We start from the raw sequence: 17,877 nt of genomic DNA on the forward strand, positions 1-17,877 counted from the left end.
CCGATAGCCTCCCCTGACGGCCATGGGGTGGCCGTCAGCGCGCCAGCGTGATCTCGACCCTGTGCTGCCCGTCCTGAAGAGGGATGCGCAGTGGCAGGGGGGCGGGCGCCAGGAGCACGCCGTCGAGTCGAACGCTTCCCCCTTGCTGCCCTGATGGGGGCTCGGCACTCACCTCTATCCTGTAGTGGCAGTTCTCCAGGGTTATCGCCACGCTGAACCCGGGCCAATCGCTGGGCAGCCTGGGGGTGATGAGCAGAGCCTGCCCCTCACGTGTGATGCCCAGTATGCCGTCGAGCCCTGCCTGATACATCCAGCCTGCCGCCCCCGTGTACCAGGTCCAGCCACCCCGGCCCTGATGGGGGGCGACCGAGTAGATATCCGCCGCCATGACATAGGGCTCCACCTTGTAGCGCGCCATGGCCGAGCCGTTCAGGGCGTGGTTGATGGGGTTGAGCAGGGCAAATTGCTGGCAGGCCTTGTCTGTCTCCCCCAGACGGGCGAAGGCCAGGACGGCCCAGACGGCGGCGTGGGTATATTGGCCACCGTTCTCGCGAAGCCCGGGGGGATAGCCGCGAATATAGCCTGGGTCCTGGGTCAGGGTATCGAAGGGCGGGCTGAACAGCAGGGAGAGGCCCTCCTCGTAGCGCACCAGATGCCGCTCCAGGGACTGCATGGCCATCCTGGCCCGGGCCGGATCGGCGGCGCCGGAGAGAACGGCCCAGGATTGGGCGATGGCGTCTATCTGGCACTCGGGGCTCTTTCTCGCTCCCAGCCAGGTGCCGTCGTCGAAGGTGGCCCGGCGATACCAGGCACCATCCCAGGCATGCTGCTCCAGGGCTGCCCCGACCCGCTCGGCGTGAGCCAGCCAGCGATCGGCACGGCCGTCGTGACGGGCCCGGGCCAGGGGGGCGAACAGGCTGATGGTGCGCAGCAGCAACCAGCCCAGCCAGACACTCTCTCCCTTGCCGGCACTGCCGACCCGGTTCATGCCATCGTTCCAGTCCCCCGATCCCATGAGCGGCAGCCCCAGGCTGCCGGTGAGCGCCATGGCCTGATCCAGGCCGCGAGCACAGTGCTCATAGAGGGAGGCGACCTCCTCGCAGACCTGGGGCAGGAAGAAGGCATCCTGCTGATCCGGCCCAAGGGAGGGGCCCTCCAGGAAGGGGATCTGCTCCTCGAGAACAGCGTGATCGGCGCTGCTGCGCACATAGGTGGCCGTGGCGAGTGCCAGCCAGACCCTGTCATCCGAGATCCGGGTGCGCACCCCCTGACCGGAGTGGGGCAGCCACCAGTGCTGCATGTCCCCTTCCACAAACTGGCGAGCCGCCGCCCGCAGCAGGTGTTGCCGGGTATCCCGGGGAGCGGCGAACCCCAGGGCCATGCCGTCTTGCAGCTGATCGCGAAAACCATAGGCCCCTCCCGCCTGATAGAAGGCGGAGCGGGCCCAGAGCCGGCAGGCCAGGGTCTGGTAGAGCAGCCAGCCGTTGAGCATGAAGTCCATGGCCAGATCGGGCGTCTTGACCTGCACGGCGCCAAGCAGCCCCTGCCATTGGTCTTCGACCTGTTCCAGTACCTCATCGAGATCCTGGCGATAGCGCAGTATGAGGGCAGAGGCCTGCTCGTCCGACTCCCCCTGACCGAGCAGCACCAGGATCTCCAGCCGTTGGCCTGGCGCCAGATCAACGTGAGTCTGCAGCGCCGAGCAAGGGTCTATGCCGGCCCCGGTTCTGCCGGACAGGGGCCGGCCACCCTGCAGCGCCGCCGGGGCGGCGAGCTGGCCCTGGTATCCGAGAAACTCGCTGCGATCGCCGGTCCAGCTGGTCTGCCTGCCACCGAGGTCGAGGAAGGCAACCCGCTCGGGGAAGGCGGCGTTCCAGGGATTGCGGGCCAGCATGGCCCCGGTCTGCTCGTCCATCCTGGTGGTGATGAAGGGGGCGCTGGCAGCGCGGGAGGCCCCAAGCACCCACTCCGCATAGCAGGTGATGCAGAGCCGGCGGGCGTTGCCGGTCAGGTTGTGAAGCGTCAGGCGAGAAATCTTGACGGGATCCGCCACCGGCACGTATTGCAGCAGCTCGCTGTGGATGCCGTGGGCCTGGTGTTCAAAGCGGCTATAACCAAAGCCATGGCGGGCGACATACTGGCCCCCGTCGTGGATGGGCTGGGCTGTGGGGCTCCACAGCGCCAGGCTGTCCTCGTCGCGAATGTAGATGGCCTCGCCGGCGGGATCCGTCACAGGGTCATTGGACCAGGGGGTCAGCTGGTTCTCCTTGCTGTTGTCGGCCCAGGTGTAGCCACTGCCGAGGGCGGAGGCCTGGAAGCCAAAGCCGGGGTTGGCGATCACATTGATCCAGGGGGCCGGCGTGGTCTGCTCGCCGCTGAGCAGGGTGACGTATTCGCGCCCTTCCCTGGCAAAGCCCCCCAGGCCATTGAAGAACGCCAGCTCGGGGTGATGGGGGGGCTTGATGGGCGCCTGGCCGTGGGCCTTGGCGGGGGTGACCGGGAAGGGCCGCGGTGGTGGCTCCTTGAGGCGGGCGAGCTGCTCTTGCAGGGGGCCGCGGCGCGCTATCAGCACGACCCGCGCCGCGGCGTACAGCAGCTCGCACAGCTCGCCGCTCATCAGGTCGCGGCGCACAGTGTAGACGGAGCCCTGGGCCAGCTCGGCATGGAAGCGCGGCCGGGACTGGCTGCTGCGCACTGCGGTGTCTATGCCGTTTTGCAGATCCTGCACATAGGTGGAGACATGCTCGTTCATGATCACCAGATCCACGGCCAGCCGCTTCATCCGCAGGTATTCGTGGGCCAGCAGCAGCTCATGCACCTGGGCCAGATCCTCCACATCGTCGATGCGCAGCAGCATGATGGGCAGATCCCCGGAGATGGACTGTTGCCAGAGGGCCGATTGCCGCGTCAGGCCACGGGCTATGGTGGCCGAGGCGGCGCGGAATCGGGCATCCCCATAGAGCAGGGGGGCGGCCAGCCGCTGGAAGTTGGCCCCGTCGGAGGGCTGGATGTTGAGATGGTGCAGCTGCACCTGGGCCTGGGTCCAGGCCAGCGTCTTGGCCCGCTGGAAGGCGTGGCGGTTGTGATGCTGATCGATGAGATCGAGCAGTGCCGGTCGCGAGGGGGCCACCAGGGTCCAGAAGGCGACATGGGTGCTGCTGCCAGGCAGGACGTGGACCCGCTGGCGCAGGGCGAAGATGGGGTCGAGCACCGTGCCCGTGGTGTTGGAGAGGGGGACATGGCGCTGCAAGGCGTGGGCGGTGGCCAGGGTGCGCCCCTGGCCGATGAAGCGGGCACGGTCGGATTCATATTGCAGGGTCCCGGCCAGATGGTCCTCGACGATGATGAAGTGGGCGGCCCACACCTCCTCCTCCTCGGGGGATCTGGGCCGCCGGGTGGCGATCAGGGCCCCCAGCTCGGCCAGGTATTCGGTGACCACAAAGAGCTTGCTGAAGGCCGGGTGGGCGCGATCCGCCTCCGGTGTGGTCAGCACCAGCTCGGCATAGGAGGTGAGCTCGATATGACGAAGGCGGCGACCGCGGTTGCTCAGGGAGATGCGCCTCACTTCCCCGTCCGCCTCACCGGAGACCAGCACTTCCAGGGTGGTGGTGAGGCGATCGTGATGATGAACGAACTGGGCGCGATCCTCGGAGAAAACTACCTCTCCCTTCGGATCCGAGTTGCCAAGAGGATGAGCGCAGGGGGACCAGGTCTCACCGCTCTGGACATCATGGAGGAAGAGGAAGGAGCCCCAGTGGTCGCGGGTGGCATCCTCCTGCCAGCGGGTGATGGCGATGTGGCGCCAGCGGCTGTAACCCGCCCCGGCCCCGGTGAGCATGACGCAGTAGCGGCCATTGGAGAGCAGGTGGGTGACAGGGGCCCCCAGGCTGGCCGAGGAGAGGCGGCGCACCGAGCTCACCTCGAAGCCGCTCTGGGTGAGGGAGGCCTTGATCTCGGCGGCGTGGGGCCGAACGATGGCCATGTCCTGGGGGATCCGCTCCTGCAGCAGCAGATCGCAGGCCTGCACCATGGGGTCTTCATGGAAACGGGCGCGCATCTGCCCCCCGTGAAGGGCGTTGGCGAGGGCCACTATGGTCATCCCCTGGTGGTGGGCCATGAAGCTCTGCACTATGGCAACCTGCTGGCTGTCGGGCAGGCGCGAGGGGGTAAAGTCGAGGGCCTCGTAGAAGCCGTAACGGCCGCGGCCTCCCATGGCGGCCAGCCGCTGGAAGTTTGTCAGGGCAGCCCCCGGGTTGATCATGGCGGCCAGCCCGGTGGCATAGGGGGCGACCACTTTGTCCTCGGCCAGCCCGCGCTTGAGGGCGAGCTGGGGGATGCCGAAATTGGAGTACTGGTAGGTGAACTCCATGTCCCTGGCGTTGTAAGCGGACTCCGAGATGCCCCAGGGGATGCCGAGGGCGTGGCCGTAGCGGATCTGGGCGTCGACGATCAGCCTGCTGGTCTGCTCAAGCTGCGAGCCGACCGGGGCCCGCATCACCAGGGCGGGCATCAGGTACTCGAACATGGAGCCGGACCAGGAGATGAGGGCGGCCCCTGTGCCCAGGGGGGTGGCCGCCCGTCCCAGCCTGAACCAGTGGCTGGTGACGACATCCCCCTTGGCGATGGCAAACAGGCTGGCCAGCCTCGCCTCCGAGGCGAGCAGATCGTAACAGCTGCCGTCGAGCCGGTTGTCGGAGAGGGAGTAGCCGATGGAGAGCAGGCGGCGCTCCTCATTGAGCAGGAACCCGAAGTCCATCCCCATGGCGAGGGCGCGGGCCTGGGCTGCCAGGGCGTGCAGCCGTCGCTGGCGCATCTCGGGGTCGGCGGCCTGATCCTGCAGATGTTCGGCCACCACCCGCTTGAGGGCCTCCAGCCAGAAGAGGAGCTCCTCCCCCTCCCGTTGACAGGCCTGCAGGTCGAGCTGGTGCGCCGTGTTGCTGGCTTGCACCGTCAGCCGGGCGAGCACCGGGAGCTGGTGGGTTGCCGACAGGGGGCGGGCGAGCTGGCCACGGATTTCCTTGAGGCTGGCGACAAGGGCCTGCACCTGGCCGCTCTCCTTCATGGCGTAAGCCTGCAGGGCCTGCTCCGCCAGCAGGCAGGTATCCAGGATGCCGCTGCAAATGGTGCTGTCCCCCGCCTGTTGCTGCCATCGATCGCAGCCGGTGGCGACCACCAGCAGGTGGCCGGCCAGGTTGCCGCTGTCCACCGAAGAGACATAGGCCGGCTCCAGGGTGAGCAGGCTGCGGGTATCGTACCAGTTGAAGAAGTGACCCTTGAAACGGGGCAGACGCTGCATCACGGCCAGGGTGGTTTCCAGCCGCGTGAGGATGGCGCAGCACCCGGCCCAGCCAAAATCATTGGCCGCCAGGGCGGAGAGCAGATAGAGCCCCATGTTGGTGGGGGAGGTGCGATGGGCGATGACCTCCTGCGGACTCTCCTGCACGTTGTCCGGTGGCAGCTGGTTGTCCAGATCGGTGACCAGGGTCTCGAAATAGCGCCATGTCTGGCGGGCAACCAGGCGCAGCTCGGCGGCCTGGGCGGGAGTGCAGCTCATCTGCCTGGTGAGGTCGGGGGGGCGGCTGGTCCAGTAGGCCACCAGCGGGGCCAGCAGCCAGAGCAGGCTGACCGGCAGCACCAGGGGCCAGGCGGCGGGGGCGCTCAGCAGGGTGAGGCCGCTGACCCCAATGGCCAGTACCACCCCGGCCGTCATCAGCCGATAAAACCCGGTCCAGGCCAGGCGCGGTGAACCCGAACTCTGGGCCGAGGTGGTCCACTCCAGCAGGTGGCGATGGGAGAGGAAGAGGCGAAACAGGGTGCGCACTATGGCATCCGTCATGCGCCAGGCCTGATCGACCAGAAACACCAGGCTGAGCAGGGCCTGCATGAAGGCCCGCTGCAGCCGCTGGCCGACCATCCCCAGGTAGTGGCGCCACAGGATGTCCCGCTTGCGGGGGATCAGGGTGAAGAGCAGCGGCAGGAAGAGGGGCAATGCCTGGGCGGCGAACAACAGGAGGCTGGCGATTGTTGCTGTGCCCAGCGGCAACTGCCAGCCAGCCAGCAGCGCCAGCAAGGTGCTTGGTGCCAGCAGGGAGCGGCAGAGGTTGTCAAACATCTTCCAGCGCCCGATGAGCGGCAGGGCGTCCTGCCCGCGGCTACGCCGGCAGATCCAGGCGAGCAACTGCCAGTCCCCTCGGGTCCAGCGATGCTGGCGCTTGGCACTGACGTCATAACGGGAGGGAAACTCCTCGACGACCTCGATATCCGAGGCGAGCCCCGCCCGGGCGAAGATCCCCTCGAACAGATCATGGCTCAGGTGGCTGTTGTCCGGCACGCGCCCCGCCAGGGCGGCGGTGAAGGCATCCACGTCATAGATGCCCTTGCCGGTGAAGGAGCCCTCCCCGAACAGATCCTGATAGAGGTCGGAGACGGTGGCGGCATAGGGATCCATGCCCCCGGGCCCGGAGTAGAGCCGCTGATAGTAGGAGCCGTCCTGACCCAGTGGCAGCGAGGGGGTGACCCGGGGCTGCAGTATGCCATAGCCATGGGTGACACGCTGGCGCCCGGCGTCGAGGTGGGGGTGATTGAGGGGATGGGCCATCTTGCCAATCAGCCGGCTGGCGGCATCCCGTGGCAGGCGGGTATCCGCGTCCAGGGTGATGACATAGCGCACCCCCTGGGGGATGGCGGGGGGCTGGCCGTCCGTCGCCATGAAGCTGGTATCCGCCGCGCCGCGCAGCAAGCGGTTCAGCTCGTATAGCTTGCCCCGCTTGCGCTCCCACCCCATCCAGCACCCCTCGCCCGGGTTGAACCTGCGGTGGCGATGGAGCAGCCAGAAGCGATCCCCTGAGGGGCCAGGGCCATATTTTTCGTTGAGCCGGGCAATGGCCTGGCGCGCCGCCACCAGCAGGGCCTCATCCCCCGGCAGCCGCTCTTGCTGCGCATCCACACCGTCGCTGAGCAGGGCAAAGCTGATATCGCCGCTGACCCCGGAGAGATGATGCACCTCCAGCTGCTCGACCTGTGCCAGCAGCTCGGATGGCGACACCAGCAGGGTCGGCATGACCACCAGGGTGCGCAGCGAGGGCGGGATGCCGTGGGTGAGATCCATGGCGGGGAGGGGGCTGGGAACCAGGTGCGCGCTGATGAGGTAGTTGACCAGGGCCAGGGCCACGGCATGGGTCGGCAGGAGCGCAAACAGGAAGAAAAGCCCCATCCAGAGTGACCAGGGTTCATCTGGGGAGACCAGCAGGCGATGGCTCAGGGCCAGCAGAAAGAGGGTCAGCAAAGCGATGATGCCGATGTAACCCTGGATGCCGAGCCGGGCGTAAAAGCGGTGCAGGCGAAGGCGCAGGGGAGGGCGAAATCCGAGCTCGGCTTCGAGGGCGGGTCGCCCCTCTGCGATCAGGTGGTAGCCGGGCTCCGCTGCTCTTCGCCGTATCTCGTCCTGCTGCTCCTCCGGTGGGAGCCGGGTCGCGGCCAGGACCCTGGCCGTGACCGCCAGCTCGTCGTGGTCGGAGTAGCGGGCCAACTCTTCTATGGCCTGGCGATAGAGGTTGCGGGTGGGGAAGTCCATCTCGGCAAAGGGGCTCTCTGCGCGAAGCTGATAATCCACCAGGCTCATCCCCTCGACGAGTTCACTCCAGTCCATGCCGGAGATGAGGCGCATGCTGGTGATGACGTTGCGAATGGTGACGTTGGAGGCGCCCTGGCGCTGCTGGGCATGCTGCACCACCTCCTCCACCGACAGGCCTTGCCGGGTGAGGCGCTCCTCCAGCCAGCCGAGTGCCGGTGTGGTGTTGGGGTCCTGATCCCGCAGCTGCTTGACCAGCTGGGCGGCAAACAGCTCGGAGAGGGGGCCGCTCGCCCGGGAGGCGATGTCTTCGTTGAGTGCCGAGACGGCGCAGCCCTCCACGAGCAGCCGGGTGCAGAGGGCATCGGCATCGGCTCTGATCTGCTGGGCCAGGGTGATCTGCTCCACCAGGCGGCGCAGGTTTTCAATGAGCACGATCCTGAGGGTGATGGGCACGGCCCAGAGCTCCCCTATGGTCAGGGGCTGCACGCGCTGATAGGCGAGGATGAAGCGGCTCAGGATCTCGGCGTCGAAGTGGCTGTCGTTGTGGGCGATGAAGGCCCAGGCGATGCCAAAGACCCTGGGGTAGCCCGCGAAGGGGCCGGCGGCGAGCTTGGGCAACTGACGGTAGTAACCGCCGGGCAGGCTGCTGCGGATCTCGTAGAGCTGGGCCTCGACCAGGTGATAGTTGTCGAGGAACCACTCGGCCGCGTGGGTCAGATCATGACCCAGCTCGAGCTCGGCGGCGCTGCTCCGGTAGGCGCGAGAGAGGACGGCCTCGTTGGCCTTGAGCCGCAGATGCAGGGAGGGCACAGAGATGGGGGTCGCCGTCACCGGCTGCGCCTCGGCCAGGGTAGTGGCATGGAGTTCCAGCCGCTCTATGCCGAACAGCTCTTCACGAATGGGCTCCTTGCTCTGCCAGGGGCCGGTGGCGCTATGCACGCCAAGCCATCCGGCTAACCACTCATTCATGGGCCGTCTCCTGCTCGTTCAGGGCGGGGGCAGACTCGCCACTGCATGGCCGTTGGGACATGGGCAATCCTCGCAGGCAAGGGGTGACGGGGCTGCTGTCATCGGCATGCCGGATGAAGTGAAAACCCTGCCCTGGTCATGGGCAAGGGGGGCTGCCGTTGTGCCTGGGCTATGGGCTCCCGGGCCGGCAACCGCGATGGGTCGCCGCGCCCCCGGCCTGACAAACGCAGGGGAAGGGGGCTGGCAACATTGAGACTATGGGGGAGGGGAAGGGGGCTGTCTGTTCGTTAACGTACATAAGGTGAGGGGCAGTTCACCGCGCCGCCTCAGCCGTCAGCCGAGATCGGTCGAGGCGAACCGCTCCCCCCTGGCCAGCACCCGGCTGGCCAGGGCGGGGCTGTGCTGGTGGCGGAGGGGCTTGGCCTGCGCGAGGCGACGCCACTCCCGCCACAACAGCCAGCAGAGCGGCGGGGTCAGCAGCAGCACGGTCGCGGGCTGGGCCAGCAGCACGCCGTCGCGGCCCCACCAGAGCGGCAGCAGGAAGATGAGGGGCAGCAGCAGCGCCGTCTTGGCGGCCGAGATGACCAGGGCCTGACGGGTGCGCGCCATGGATTGCAGCAGCACTATGCCGAACATGATGATCCCCTCCAGCGGTATGGCGGCGAGGTTGAGGGTCAGGCTGCTGACGGCGGCGGCCAGCAGCTCGGCATCCTGATCCCCGGTGTAGAGCATGGCGACCTGGCGGGGCAGCAGCTGGATCAGCAGCCAGACTCCCATGCCATAGACCAGCGTGATCTTGAGCCCCATGGCCATCAGGAATCTGAGATCCCGCAGGCGCCCGGCCCCGGTGGCCTGGCTGATCAGCGGCTGGATGCCGAAGGCCAGCCCCTGCAGGATCACGATGAACACCGCCTCTGTGTAACCCGCCACAGTGAAGCCCGCCAGATCCTTGACCGAGCCGTGCACCATCAGCTGGCTGTTGTGCAGCAGCAGCAGCAGCCCCAGGTTGAACTGGGCGATCAGGCTCGGTAGCCCGGTGAACAGCAGCTTGGGCATGGCCGGGAAGCTGGGCACCAGCTGGCGCCAGCCAAGGCGCAGCCTGGCGTGGGAGGTAAAGAAATAACCAAGGCCAAGCAGGCTGACCACACCTTCCGAGATGAGGGTAGCCTGGGCCGTGCCCACCAGCCCCAGCCCCAGGCGGCCGACCATGATGTAGTTGAGCAGTATGTTGAGCAGGGCGCCGCAGCTCACCAGTACCATGGCGAGGCGGGGGCGACCGTCGTTGCGCAGCAGATAGGGCACCGCCAGGTTGCTGGCCAGCAGCAGGGTGCCGCCCCCTATCCAGCCGAGGTAGTCGCTGGCCTGTTGCCAGGTCTCGGTATCCGGTGCTATGCCCAGGGCCAGCAGGATGTCGGTGTGCCAATGGTGCAGCAGCAGCGGCGCCACTATCCCCAGCAGCCCCAGCAGCCAGAATGCATTGACCAGGGCCTGACGGGCCAGGGCGAGGTTTCTGGCCCCCTGCTGGAGGGAGATGGCGGTCGCCGCCCCCATGGCGACCATGGCGGCGAGGCCGATCAGCACCATGATGACCGGGTAGACCAGGTTGATCCCGGCGAGACCGGCGGCCCCCACATAGTGGCCGACGAAGATGCCATCCACCAGGTAATAGGCGCCGGAGACCAGCATGGCCATGATGGAGGGGAGGGCATAGCCCCAGAAACGGCGGGTCATGGCCCGCTGACGGCGAATGAAATAGGCTGACATATCTGTGCTTCTGCCGGGTCGGGGATCGAAGCCACAGTGTAGATTCTTAGCTTTCCATTGATAATCCGGTATTTATTTGATGGATTGATGAGTATCACTCATCAGTCACGCGGGCTATGGTGGGCCTTCAACATGTCTATCAGGGCCCGCAGGCCGTGGCCCAGCTGGTGGCGGCTGGGGTAGAAGAGACTGAAGCCGGCAAAGGTGGGGCTCCAGTCGGCCAGCACAGTCACCAGCCGACCCGCCGCCAAGGCCTCGCTCACCTCCTCCTCATAGCAGTAGGCCAGCCCCAGGCCCGCCTCGGCCGCCCCCAGATAGAGGGCGGGAGTGCTGGTGGTCAGCGGCCCGCTCACCTCTATCTCCAGCAGCTCGCCGTCGGCGGCAAAGGCCCAGCGATAGTGGTGATGAGGGGTGAGGCGATAGCCGATGCAGTCGTGCTGGCTGAGCTCGGAGGGGTGCAGGGGGATGCCGCGCCTTGCCAGGTAGTCGGGGGAGCCTACCACCAGATAGCGCTGCAACGGGCCCAGGGGCACGGCTATCATCTCCTGGGGCAGCAGATCGCCGTAGAAGAGGGCGGCGTCATAGCCATCCTCGATGAGACGGGGCATCAGCTCCTGCTCCACCACCTCCACCTGCATGCGCGGATAGCGCACCAGATAGTCGATAAGCACTGGGGCCAGCACCTCCTGGATGGCGGCCCTGGGGGCACAGATCTTCAACCTGCCGACCGGCTCATCCCCATGACGCTTCAACTCCTCCAGCGCCTCCTCCAGCTGACCCAGGGTCGGCAGCAGCTGCGTCAGCAATCGCTCCCCCGCATCGGTCGGCACCACGGCTCTGGTGCTGCGATTGAGCAGCCTGACTCCCAGACGACTCTCCAACCCCTTGAGGGAGTGGCTCAGGGCCGAGGCCGAGACCCCGAGCTCGAGGGCGGCCCGGCTGAAACTGCGGTGGCGGGCGACGGCGGCAAATACCGCCAGTTCGGCAAGATCGGTGCGGGTGATGGTCATGTTCAGCAAGGGGCAGTGGGGGAAAACCAAGGGTACGCCAAGGGGGCACGGGAGACAATCGGCACGCTGTCGCGGGGATTGTAACTGTTTTGTTGCTATTCCCAGGGGGCTGAAAATCACCACCTATTTTTAATTTGTTAAAAAATTTTCGCAGCACGGGGCCTGTAATGTGATCTTGCTCGTTTGAAAGGCGACTGAAGTCAAACTTTGGTTGATTAATTCAAAAAAACGCTGTGATTAATAGGGCCTTTTAACTAGAGTCAGCTCATCGGATGAGGTGGCCGTTGCCAGTTTGTTAAATGGCGCGAGCAACACCCTCAGCATCACGATCTCATGCCTTCGTTTGTTGCAATTTGGTTGTCACATGGAGTGATGGCCGGATAGCCGGGGCCTGAGAATAAAAAAGGACGAACAGCAGGTGTTCCAGGGAGAGGAACCGGGCCCATGCCCACTGACTAGTAAGAATCCACCTTCCTTGATGACAGGAACATCCCTATGTCTGACATGAATATTGCAGTTGAAGGCAGCTTGAGCAAAGCCTCCTCCCGTGGCATCAACAAGGCCGATCTGGTCTGGATGCTGGGCCTGTACGGTACCGCCATCGGTGCCGGTGTCCTCTTCCTGCCGATCAATGCCGGCGTCGGTGGCCTCTGGCCGCTGGTGGCCATGCTGGTGCTGGCCCTGCCGCTGACCTTCTTCGCACACCGCGGCCTGACCCGCTTCGTGCTGTCCGGCTCTACCCGTGATGGCGACATCACCGAAGTAGTGGAAGAGCACTTCGGCAAGACCGCAGGCAAGTTCATCACCCTGCTCTACTTCTTTGCCATCTACCCCATTCTGCTGATGTACTCGGTCGCCATCACCAACACAGTCGAGAGCCTGATGGTTCACCAGCTGGGTATGACGGCACCTCCCCGTGCCATTCTGTCGCTGGTGCTGATCCTGGGTCTGATGGCGATCGTTCGCCTCGGCGGCCAGGTGATCGTCAAGGCGATGAGCGTGCTGGTATTCCCCTTCGTGATCACCCTGATGGGCCTGGCGCTCTACCTGATCCCGCACTGGAACGGTGCCATAGTGACCGAAGCGCCTGCGCTGTCCGAGGCCTTCAACGGTGACTTCATCAAGACCCTGTGGCTGGCCATTCCGGTCATGGTGTTCTCCTTCAACCACTCCCCGATCATCTCCTCCTTCGCGGTGGACAACAAAGGTCGTTACGGTGAAGGTGCCGAGAAGAAGTGCAGCAATATACTGCTGGGCGCCCACGTCATGATGGTGATGACTGTGATGTTCTTCGTATTCAGCTGCGTACTGAGCCTCTCCCCGGCTGATCTGGCGGCTGCCAAGGAACAGAACATCTCCATCCTGTCCTACCTGGCCAACCACTTCGACAACCCGGTGATCGCCACAGTGGCACCGCTGATCGCCCTGGTTGCCATCAGCAAGTCCTTCCTGGGTCACTACCTGGGCGCGCAAGAAGGCATGAACGGCCTGATGGCCAAGGCGCTGCGCGAGAAGGGCAAGAAGGTCGAGATCAAGCAGCTGAACAAGGTGACCGCTGTCTTCATGATCCTGACCACCTGGGCCATCGCCACCATCAACCCGAGCATCCTCGGCATGATCGAAGACCTGGGCGGCCCCATCATCGCCATGCTGCTGTTCCTGATGCCGATGTACGCCATCGCCAAGATCCCGGCCATGCGCAAATACGCTGGCAATCTCAGCAACGGCTTCGTGACCCTGATTGGCCTGATCGCCATGTCCGGCATCATCTACAAGCTGATTGCCTGATAATTCCGGTTACGCCGTTGAATGAAGAAGCCGCCTCCCAAGAGGCGGCTTCTTCATTTGCGGCGCAGAGTGCTTAACAAAGCCGTGGCGGCGGCCTAACATGGCGGGATGTTTTTCTAGACAGGACAAAAGGATATGTCTGGGTTGAAAAAGGATCTCGGGCTCTGGCAGGGGATGGGGCTGCTCGCCACCTCATTGCTCGGCACCGGGATCTTCGTGGTGCCGGCGACAGCGGCGTCGCTGGCGGGGGGCGCGTCGCTGTGGGCCTGGGTGCTGCTCATCGTACTGGTACTGCCCATCGCCTTCACCTTCGCCCGCCTCGGTCGCCGCTACCCCCATGCGGGCGGGGCGCCGCACCTCATCGGGCTCGCCTTTGGCAACGGCGCCGAGCGCTTCTCCGCCTTCCTGTTTCTGGCGGTGCTGCCGGTGGGGCTGCCCGCCGCCCTCACCATAGCCGCCGGTTTCTGGCACGCCCTGTTCGACATGGGGGAGTGGACCCTGTGGGCCATCCAGCTGCTGACCCTGCTTGGGGTCTTCCTGCTCGGCCTGCGGGGGGCGCGTTCCTCCGGCAACCTGCAACTGCTGATTGCCCTGGCCATATTGGGGCTGACCCTGCTCATCTGGTTCAAGGGGGATCTCGGCTGGCGTGACGGGGCCCAGCCGCTGCCGACGGCCGCCGAATGGCCCGCCATGGGCACGGCGCTGGCGGTGATGTTCTGGTGCTTCGTGGGGCTGGAAGCCTTCGCCCACATGGGGGAGGAGTTCAAGCGACCGGAGCGGGACTATCCCCTGGCCCTGCTCGGCGGCGTCTTGCTGGCGGGGCTCATCTACTGGGTGCACTCCCTGGTGGTGCTCAAATACGGTCTCTATGGGGACGAGGCGACCAATGCCACCGCCATTCCGGCCCTGCTCTCCCTGCTGTTCGGCCCTACCGCCAAGTGGCTGGTGGCGGTGCTCGGCTACCTCTCCTGCTTTGCCAGCATCAACATCTACCTGCAAGGGTTTGCGCGCCTTATCTGGAGCATGGCGCGGGAGGGCAAGCTGCCCGCCTCCCTCTCCCGCCTCTCGGCCCGTGGTGCGCCCCTCAATGCCCTGTGCTGGGTGCTCGCCATCTGTCTGGTCTCCATCACCTTGATCCTCTGGCTCAAGCTGCCGCTCGATGAGCTCATCCGCTACGCCAACGGCAACTTCGTGCTGGTCTATCTGCTCTGCATGGCGGCGGGCTGGCGTCTGCTTGGCGGCATGGGCAAGGGGCTGGCGGGGGTGAGCGTCTTGCTCTGCGCGGCCGTGCTGGTGGCGCTCGCCTCCCAGGTGCTCTATGCGGTGGTGCTGAGCGCGGGCTACGGCTGCTTCTCCCTGTGGCGGCGCAGACGCCGCCGCACTCTGGCCACCGACAACATCTGCACCATCAAGTAACCACCCAAAAGAAGCCCCGCAGTGCGGGGCTTTTTACTGGCTATCAGATGTGGTGGTGCTTAAAGGTCTGGCAGGTCGCTGCGCAGCAGGGCGTAGTGGCGAAGGGAGATGAAGCCATCCCCCTTCCACTCGCACTCCCGCGCCGTGCCTTCGTAGCGAAAGCCGGCTCGCTCCAGCAGGCGGGCGGAGGAGAGGCTGGGCTCCTCCACTACCGCCAGCAGCCGGTGCAGCGCTGTGGTGCGGTAAGTGAGCGGGAGCCACAACCGCAGCGCCGCGCTCATTACCCCCTTGCCCCAGTGTTCGGGATAGAGCCAGTAGCCGATCTCGGCCCCTTTGTGCTGCGGGTCGGCATCGTGGTAGCCGATGGCTCCCAGCGGCTCTTTGGTGCGCGGATTGCGAATGAGGTGCCAGGCACCGCGGCCCGTGCGGGTCAGCTCGGCGTACCACTCCATCTGGGCCTGACATTCTGCCAAGCTGTCGTAGCTGATGCCGTAGTAGGCGATGACACGCGGATCCGACAGGCCACGATAGATGTGGGGCAGGTCGGCCTCGATGACGGGATCCAGCCTTATCTCTGGCGACGTAGTTGACGTCATGGGGGCTCCTTGCGGCCAGTCGTGGCTGGCCGCTTGTGTTGAGTCAAACAGGGGGGGATGGCCAAGGCGGTTCATTGCTGCGCTCATGATTCGACAAGCCCGAGCAAGCCGGCCAGCCTTGCCAGCTCATGGCGCCACTCCTGCTGCAGCCGCGGGGTCTGGTGCCTGGGCTTGCGGGCGAGATCGGCGGCCAGCAGGGCATCGAGCTCATACCAGCGGGCCAGCAGCGCCTCTTCGTCATCCTCAGTGCAGGCAGTGGCCTGGCGGGAATCGTGCCCGGATGACTCCTCAGCCACCACTCTCTGCTGGTGGTCGATCAGCTCGGCATAGGCCCGCTCTGCACTGTGGGCCTCCTGGATGCGGCCGTCTCTGATCAGCCAGAAGCGGTTGCAGCTGCGCTCGATCAGATCCCGATCGTGGGAGACCAGCAAGACGCCCCCGGGGAAGGCATTCAAGGCCTCGGCCAGCTCCTCCTTGCCCGCCAGATCCAGGTGGTTGGTGGGTTCATCGAGCCAGAGCAGGTGGTGGCTCGCCAGGGAGAGGGCGAGAAACAGCAGCCTGGCCCGCTCCCCCCCGCTCAAGGCGTGCACCCGCTGGCCATGGCGGGAGTAGGGGAAGCCCGCGCGGATCAGGGCCTGGCGCAGTGTCACCTCCGGCAAGGGCGCCAGGGGATAGAGGGCGTCGCTCAGGGTGGCGTCGCCGTCCAGCTGCTGCAGGGACTGATCGTAGTAGGCGATGCTGGCGCCGGGGTGGCGATACCAGCCCTCACCCGGCCCTTGATCGCGCAGCTCGCCCCAGCACTGGCGCAGCAGGGAGGACTTGCCGGTGCCGTTGGCGCCGAGCAGAGCGACCCTGTCGCCGGCCCGCAACCAGAGATCCTCGGCCCGCAGCAGGGGCGGCAAGCCGGGGGCGGGGTGCACCTCCAGGGCTTCCAGTCGCAGCAGGGCATTGGCGGGCAGTGCCTGCCCGTGCAGCTCGAGGCGCCAGGGGGCTGGCGCCGCGACCTGGCTCTGCTCCTCCTGCAGGCGGGTGATGCGTTTTTCCATGGACTTGGCCTGGCGCACCAGCTTCTCGTTGTCATGCTCCCGCCCCCAGGTGGCGAGGCGCTTGCTGCTGGCGCTCAGGCGATCGATCTCCTTCTGCTCGTCGGCCCGGCGCAGGCGGGCCTGCTCGTCCTCCTCCGCCAGCGCCACCCTGGCCTGACTGCAGGGCAGGGCGAAACGATGGAGTCGTCCATCCCGCAGGATCAGGGTCTCGCGGGTCACCCGATCGAGCAGGCGGGCATCGTGGGAGACCAGCACCAGGGCGCCCCGCCAGCCCAGGAGGAACTGCTCCAGCCAGAGCAGTGCGGGCAGATCCAGGTGGTTGCTGGGTTCATCCAGCAGCAACAGGTTGGGTTGGCGCAGCAGGGCGCGGCCTAGCTGCAACCGGGTGTGCTGGCCGCCGCTCAGGGCGCTGACGGGGAGTTCGGCCTGCTCTTCGAGCTGCAGCTCGGTGAGCATCTTGTCCACCTGCCAGTCGGCGGCGGGATCACCCGCCAGGGCATCCTGCAGCACGGCGCGGGTGCCTAGCCCTTGCAGCCTTGGGGGCAGGTGCTGGGCCACGAACTCGCAGCGGCAGGGGGCGGCCTGCTGCACCCGTCCGTCATGGGGTTGCAGCTCACCGGCCAGCAGGGCGAGCAGTGTGCTCTTGCCGCAGCCATTGGCGCCAATCAGGCCCAGGCGATCGCCGCTCTGGATGCCGAGATTTATGTGGTCAAACAAGGGGAGGTGTCCCGCAGTCATCTGCAGGGAGTGGGTACTCATCAGTGTCGTCATGCTCTTGCTCTCTTAAATGGCGGGATCGGAAATCCCTGTCATCAGGAGCGCTGGCGACAACGGTCGAGAAAGGTCTCGGTGTGGAAGGAGTCGGCTTTGCTCGAACCCGCTATCGCAGCGCGATGGTATGCAGGCAAGAGCGGGCGAATGTGCCGAACAGGCGAGCCGAGAACATCGGACACGCTTGGATAACCATTTTTTACCTCCTTGTGTTTCGTTATGGTCAGGTGCGGCGATTATAGGCGTAGAAAAAATAGCCGTCTATCGGGGAATAGGGGGGATATCGGGCTGTTATGGGGGCATCTGGCAGTGAAAAGGGGTCTTCATCGTAGCCTCCGGCAAAACAAGAGCCCCGCAGGGCGGGGCTCTTGAATCAGGTATGCGGGTGCATCAGATGAGAGGGATCAGTCGCGGGGGGTCTTGAGCGCCTGGATCACATCGTCACTGGGGGCCAGCCCCTCCACGTGGTTGAAGCTCTCCAGCCCCTCCTGCGCATTGATGGTGAAGGCGTCGGCGCTCTGGTAGCTGCCGCTGCCGGCGCTCTCGACCAGGACGATGAGCTCGGGCTGCTTGTCACCGTTGAGATCCAGCAGTTTGAGCGCCTTGATGCTGCCATCGCGAGGCATCACCTTGCCGTCGATGAACTGATCCAGGGGAAACTCGGGGTTGGCGCCTGAGTAGAGGCGCACGTCGTAGCTGCCGGTGGAGGCGGGCTCGCCGCGCCCCTCGCTGACTGTGAGCACCTGGCCCGTAGGCAGCGTCAGCTGCTGGAAGAATCCCTCCGCCGCCTGGCTGGTCAGGGGCAGGCTGAGCAGGCCGAGAGTAATGAGTAAGGCTTTCATGGATGTGACCCTTGTTGCTGCTTGTGATGCGGTGTCAGTGGGCAGGGGCCTGGCCCCCGCCTTGTCTGTGGCCGACCAGGGGCTGGCGCTTGGCCAGCCCCT

At 65.7% G+C, this 17,877-nt stretch carries 8 protein-coding genes; 2 read left to right on the forward strand and 6 right to left on the reverse strand.

Annotated features, from left to right (window positions below; translation table 11 throughout):
- Nucleotides 1–34: 34 nt before the first annotated feature.
- From G4923_RS08245 to G4923_RS08255, 3 genes are all read right to left on the reverse strand, one after another.
- Complete coding sequence (locus G4923_RS08245; protein WP_163136519.1) at nt 35–8,542, reverse strand: GH36-type glycosyl hydrolase domain-containing protein; 8,508 nt, start codon at nt 8,540–8,542, stop codon at nt 35–37.
- A 333-nt stretch (nt 8,543–8,875) separates the two neighbouring features.
- Entirely contained in the window at nt 8,876–10,306 is a 1,431-nt protein-coding gene (locus G4923_RS08250) for an MATE family efflux transporter (protein ID WP_240455274.1), read from the reverse strand.
- 101 nt (nt 10,307–10,407) lie between these two features.
- Nucleotides 10,408–11,316, reverse strand: a complete 909-nt coding sequence (locus tag G4923_RS08255; protein ID WP_163136521.1) for a LysR family transcriptional regulator — start codon at nt 11,314–11,316, stop codon at nt 10,408–10,410.
- Between the two features lie 495 nt (nt 11,317–11,811).
- Here G4923_RS08255 and G4923_RS08260 point away from each other — a divergent pair, with 495 nt between their 5' ends.
- Complete coding sequence (locus G4923_RS08260) at nt 11,812–13,104, forward strand: HAAAP family serine/threonine permease (RefSeq protein WP_162520220.1); 1,293 nt, start codon at nt 11,812–11,814, stop codon at nt 13,102–13,104.
- 135 nt (nt 13,105–13,239) lie between these two features.
- Entirely contained in the window at nt 13,240–14,520 is a 1,281-nt protein-coding gene (gene yjeH, locus G4923_RS08265) for an L-methionine/branched-chain amino acid transporter (protein ID WP_163136523.1), read from the forward strand.
- A 59-nt stretch (nt 14,521–14,579) separates the two neighbouring features.
- Here yjeH and G4923_RS08270 read toward each other — a convergent pair whose 3' ends face one another.
- The 3 genes from G4923_RS08270 to G4923_RS08280 form a co-directional block, all read right to left on the reverse strand.
- Nucleotides 14,580–15,116 carry a GNAT family N-acetyltransferase gene (locus G4923_RS08270; protein WP_163136525.1) on the reverse strand — a complete coding sequence of 179 codons (537 nt, stop codon included), beginning with the start codon at nt 15,114–15,116 and terminating at the stop codon, nt 14,580–14,582.
- Between the two features lie 83 nt (nt 15,117–15,199).
- Entirely contained in the window at nt 15,200–16,933 is a 1,734-nt protein-coding gene (locus G4923_RS08275) for an ABC-F family ATP-binding cassette domain-containing protein (protein ID WP_163136526.1), read from the reverse strand.
- 404 nt (nt 16,934–17,337) lie between these two features.
- On the reverse strand, nt 17,338–17,775 hold the full coding sequence (locus G4923_RS08280) for a PliI family lysozyme inhibitor of I-type lysozyme (RefSeq protein WP_163136527.1): 438 nt from the start codon (nt 17,773–17,775) through the stop codon (nt 17,338–17,340).
- Between the last annotated feature and the right edge of the window lie 102 nt (nt 17,776–17,877).

The organism is Aeromonas rivipollensis, assembly GCF_010974825.1.
Lineage (GTDB): Bacteria > Pseudomonadota > Gammaproteobacteria > Enterobacterales > Aeromonadaceae > Aeromonas > Aeromonas rivipollensis.

What these genes read in the sequence shown, in the direction of transcription:
- G4923_RS08275 (WP_163136526.1), bottom strand. Translation starts at nt 16,933, where the DNA reads ATGACGACACTGATGAGTACCCACTCCCTGCAGATGACTGCGGGACAC.
- G4923_RS08245 (WP_163136519.1), bottom strand. Translation starts at nt 8,542, where the DNA reads ATGAATGAGTGGTTAGCCGGATGGCTTGGCGTGCATAGCGCCACCGGC.
- G4923_RS08250 (WP_240455274.1), bottom strand. Translation starts at nt 10,306, where the DNA reads ATGTCAGCCTATTTCATTCGCCGTCAGCGGGCCATGACCCGCCGTTTC.
- yjeH (WP_163136523.1), top strand. Translation starts at nt 13,240, where the DNA reads ATGTCTGGGTTGAAAAAGGATCTCGGGCTCTGGCAGGGGATGGGGCTG.
- G4923_RS08255 (WP_163136521.1), bottom strand. Translation starts at nt 11,316, where the DNA reads ATGACCATCACCCGCACCGATCTTGCCGAACTGGCGGTATTTGCCGCC.
- G4923_RS08280 (WP_163136527.1), bottom strand. Translation starts at nt 17,775, where the DNA reads ATGAAAGCCTTACTCATTACTCTCGGCCTGCTCAGCCTGCCCCTGACC.
- G4923_RS08270 (WP_163136525.1), bottom strand. Translation starts at nt 15,116, where the DNA reads ATGACGTCAACTACGTCGCCAGAGATAAGGCTGGATCCCGTCATCGAG.
- G4923_RS08260 (WP_162520220.1), top strand. Translation starts at nt 11,812, where the DNA reads ATGTCTGACATGAATATTGCAGTTGAAGGCAGCTTGAGCAAAGCCTCC.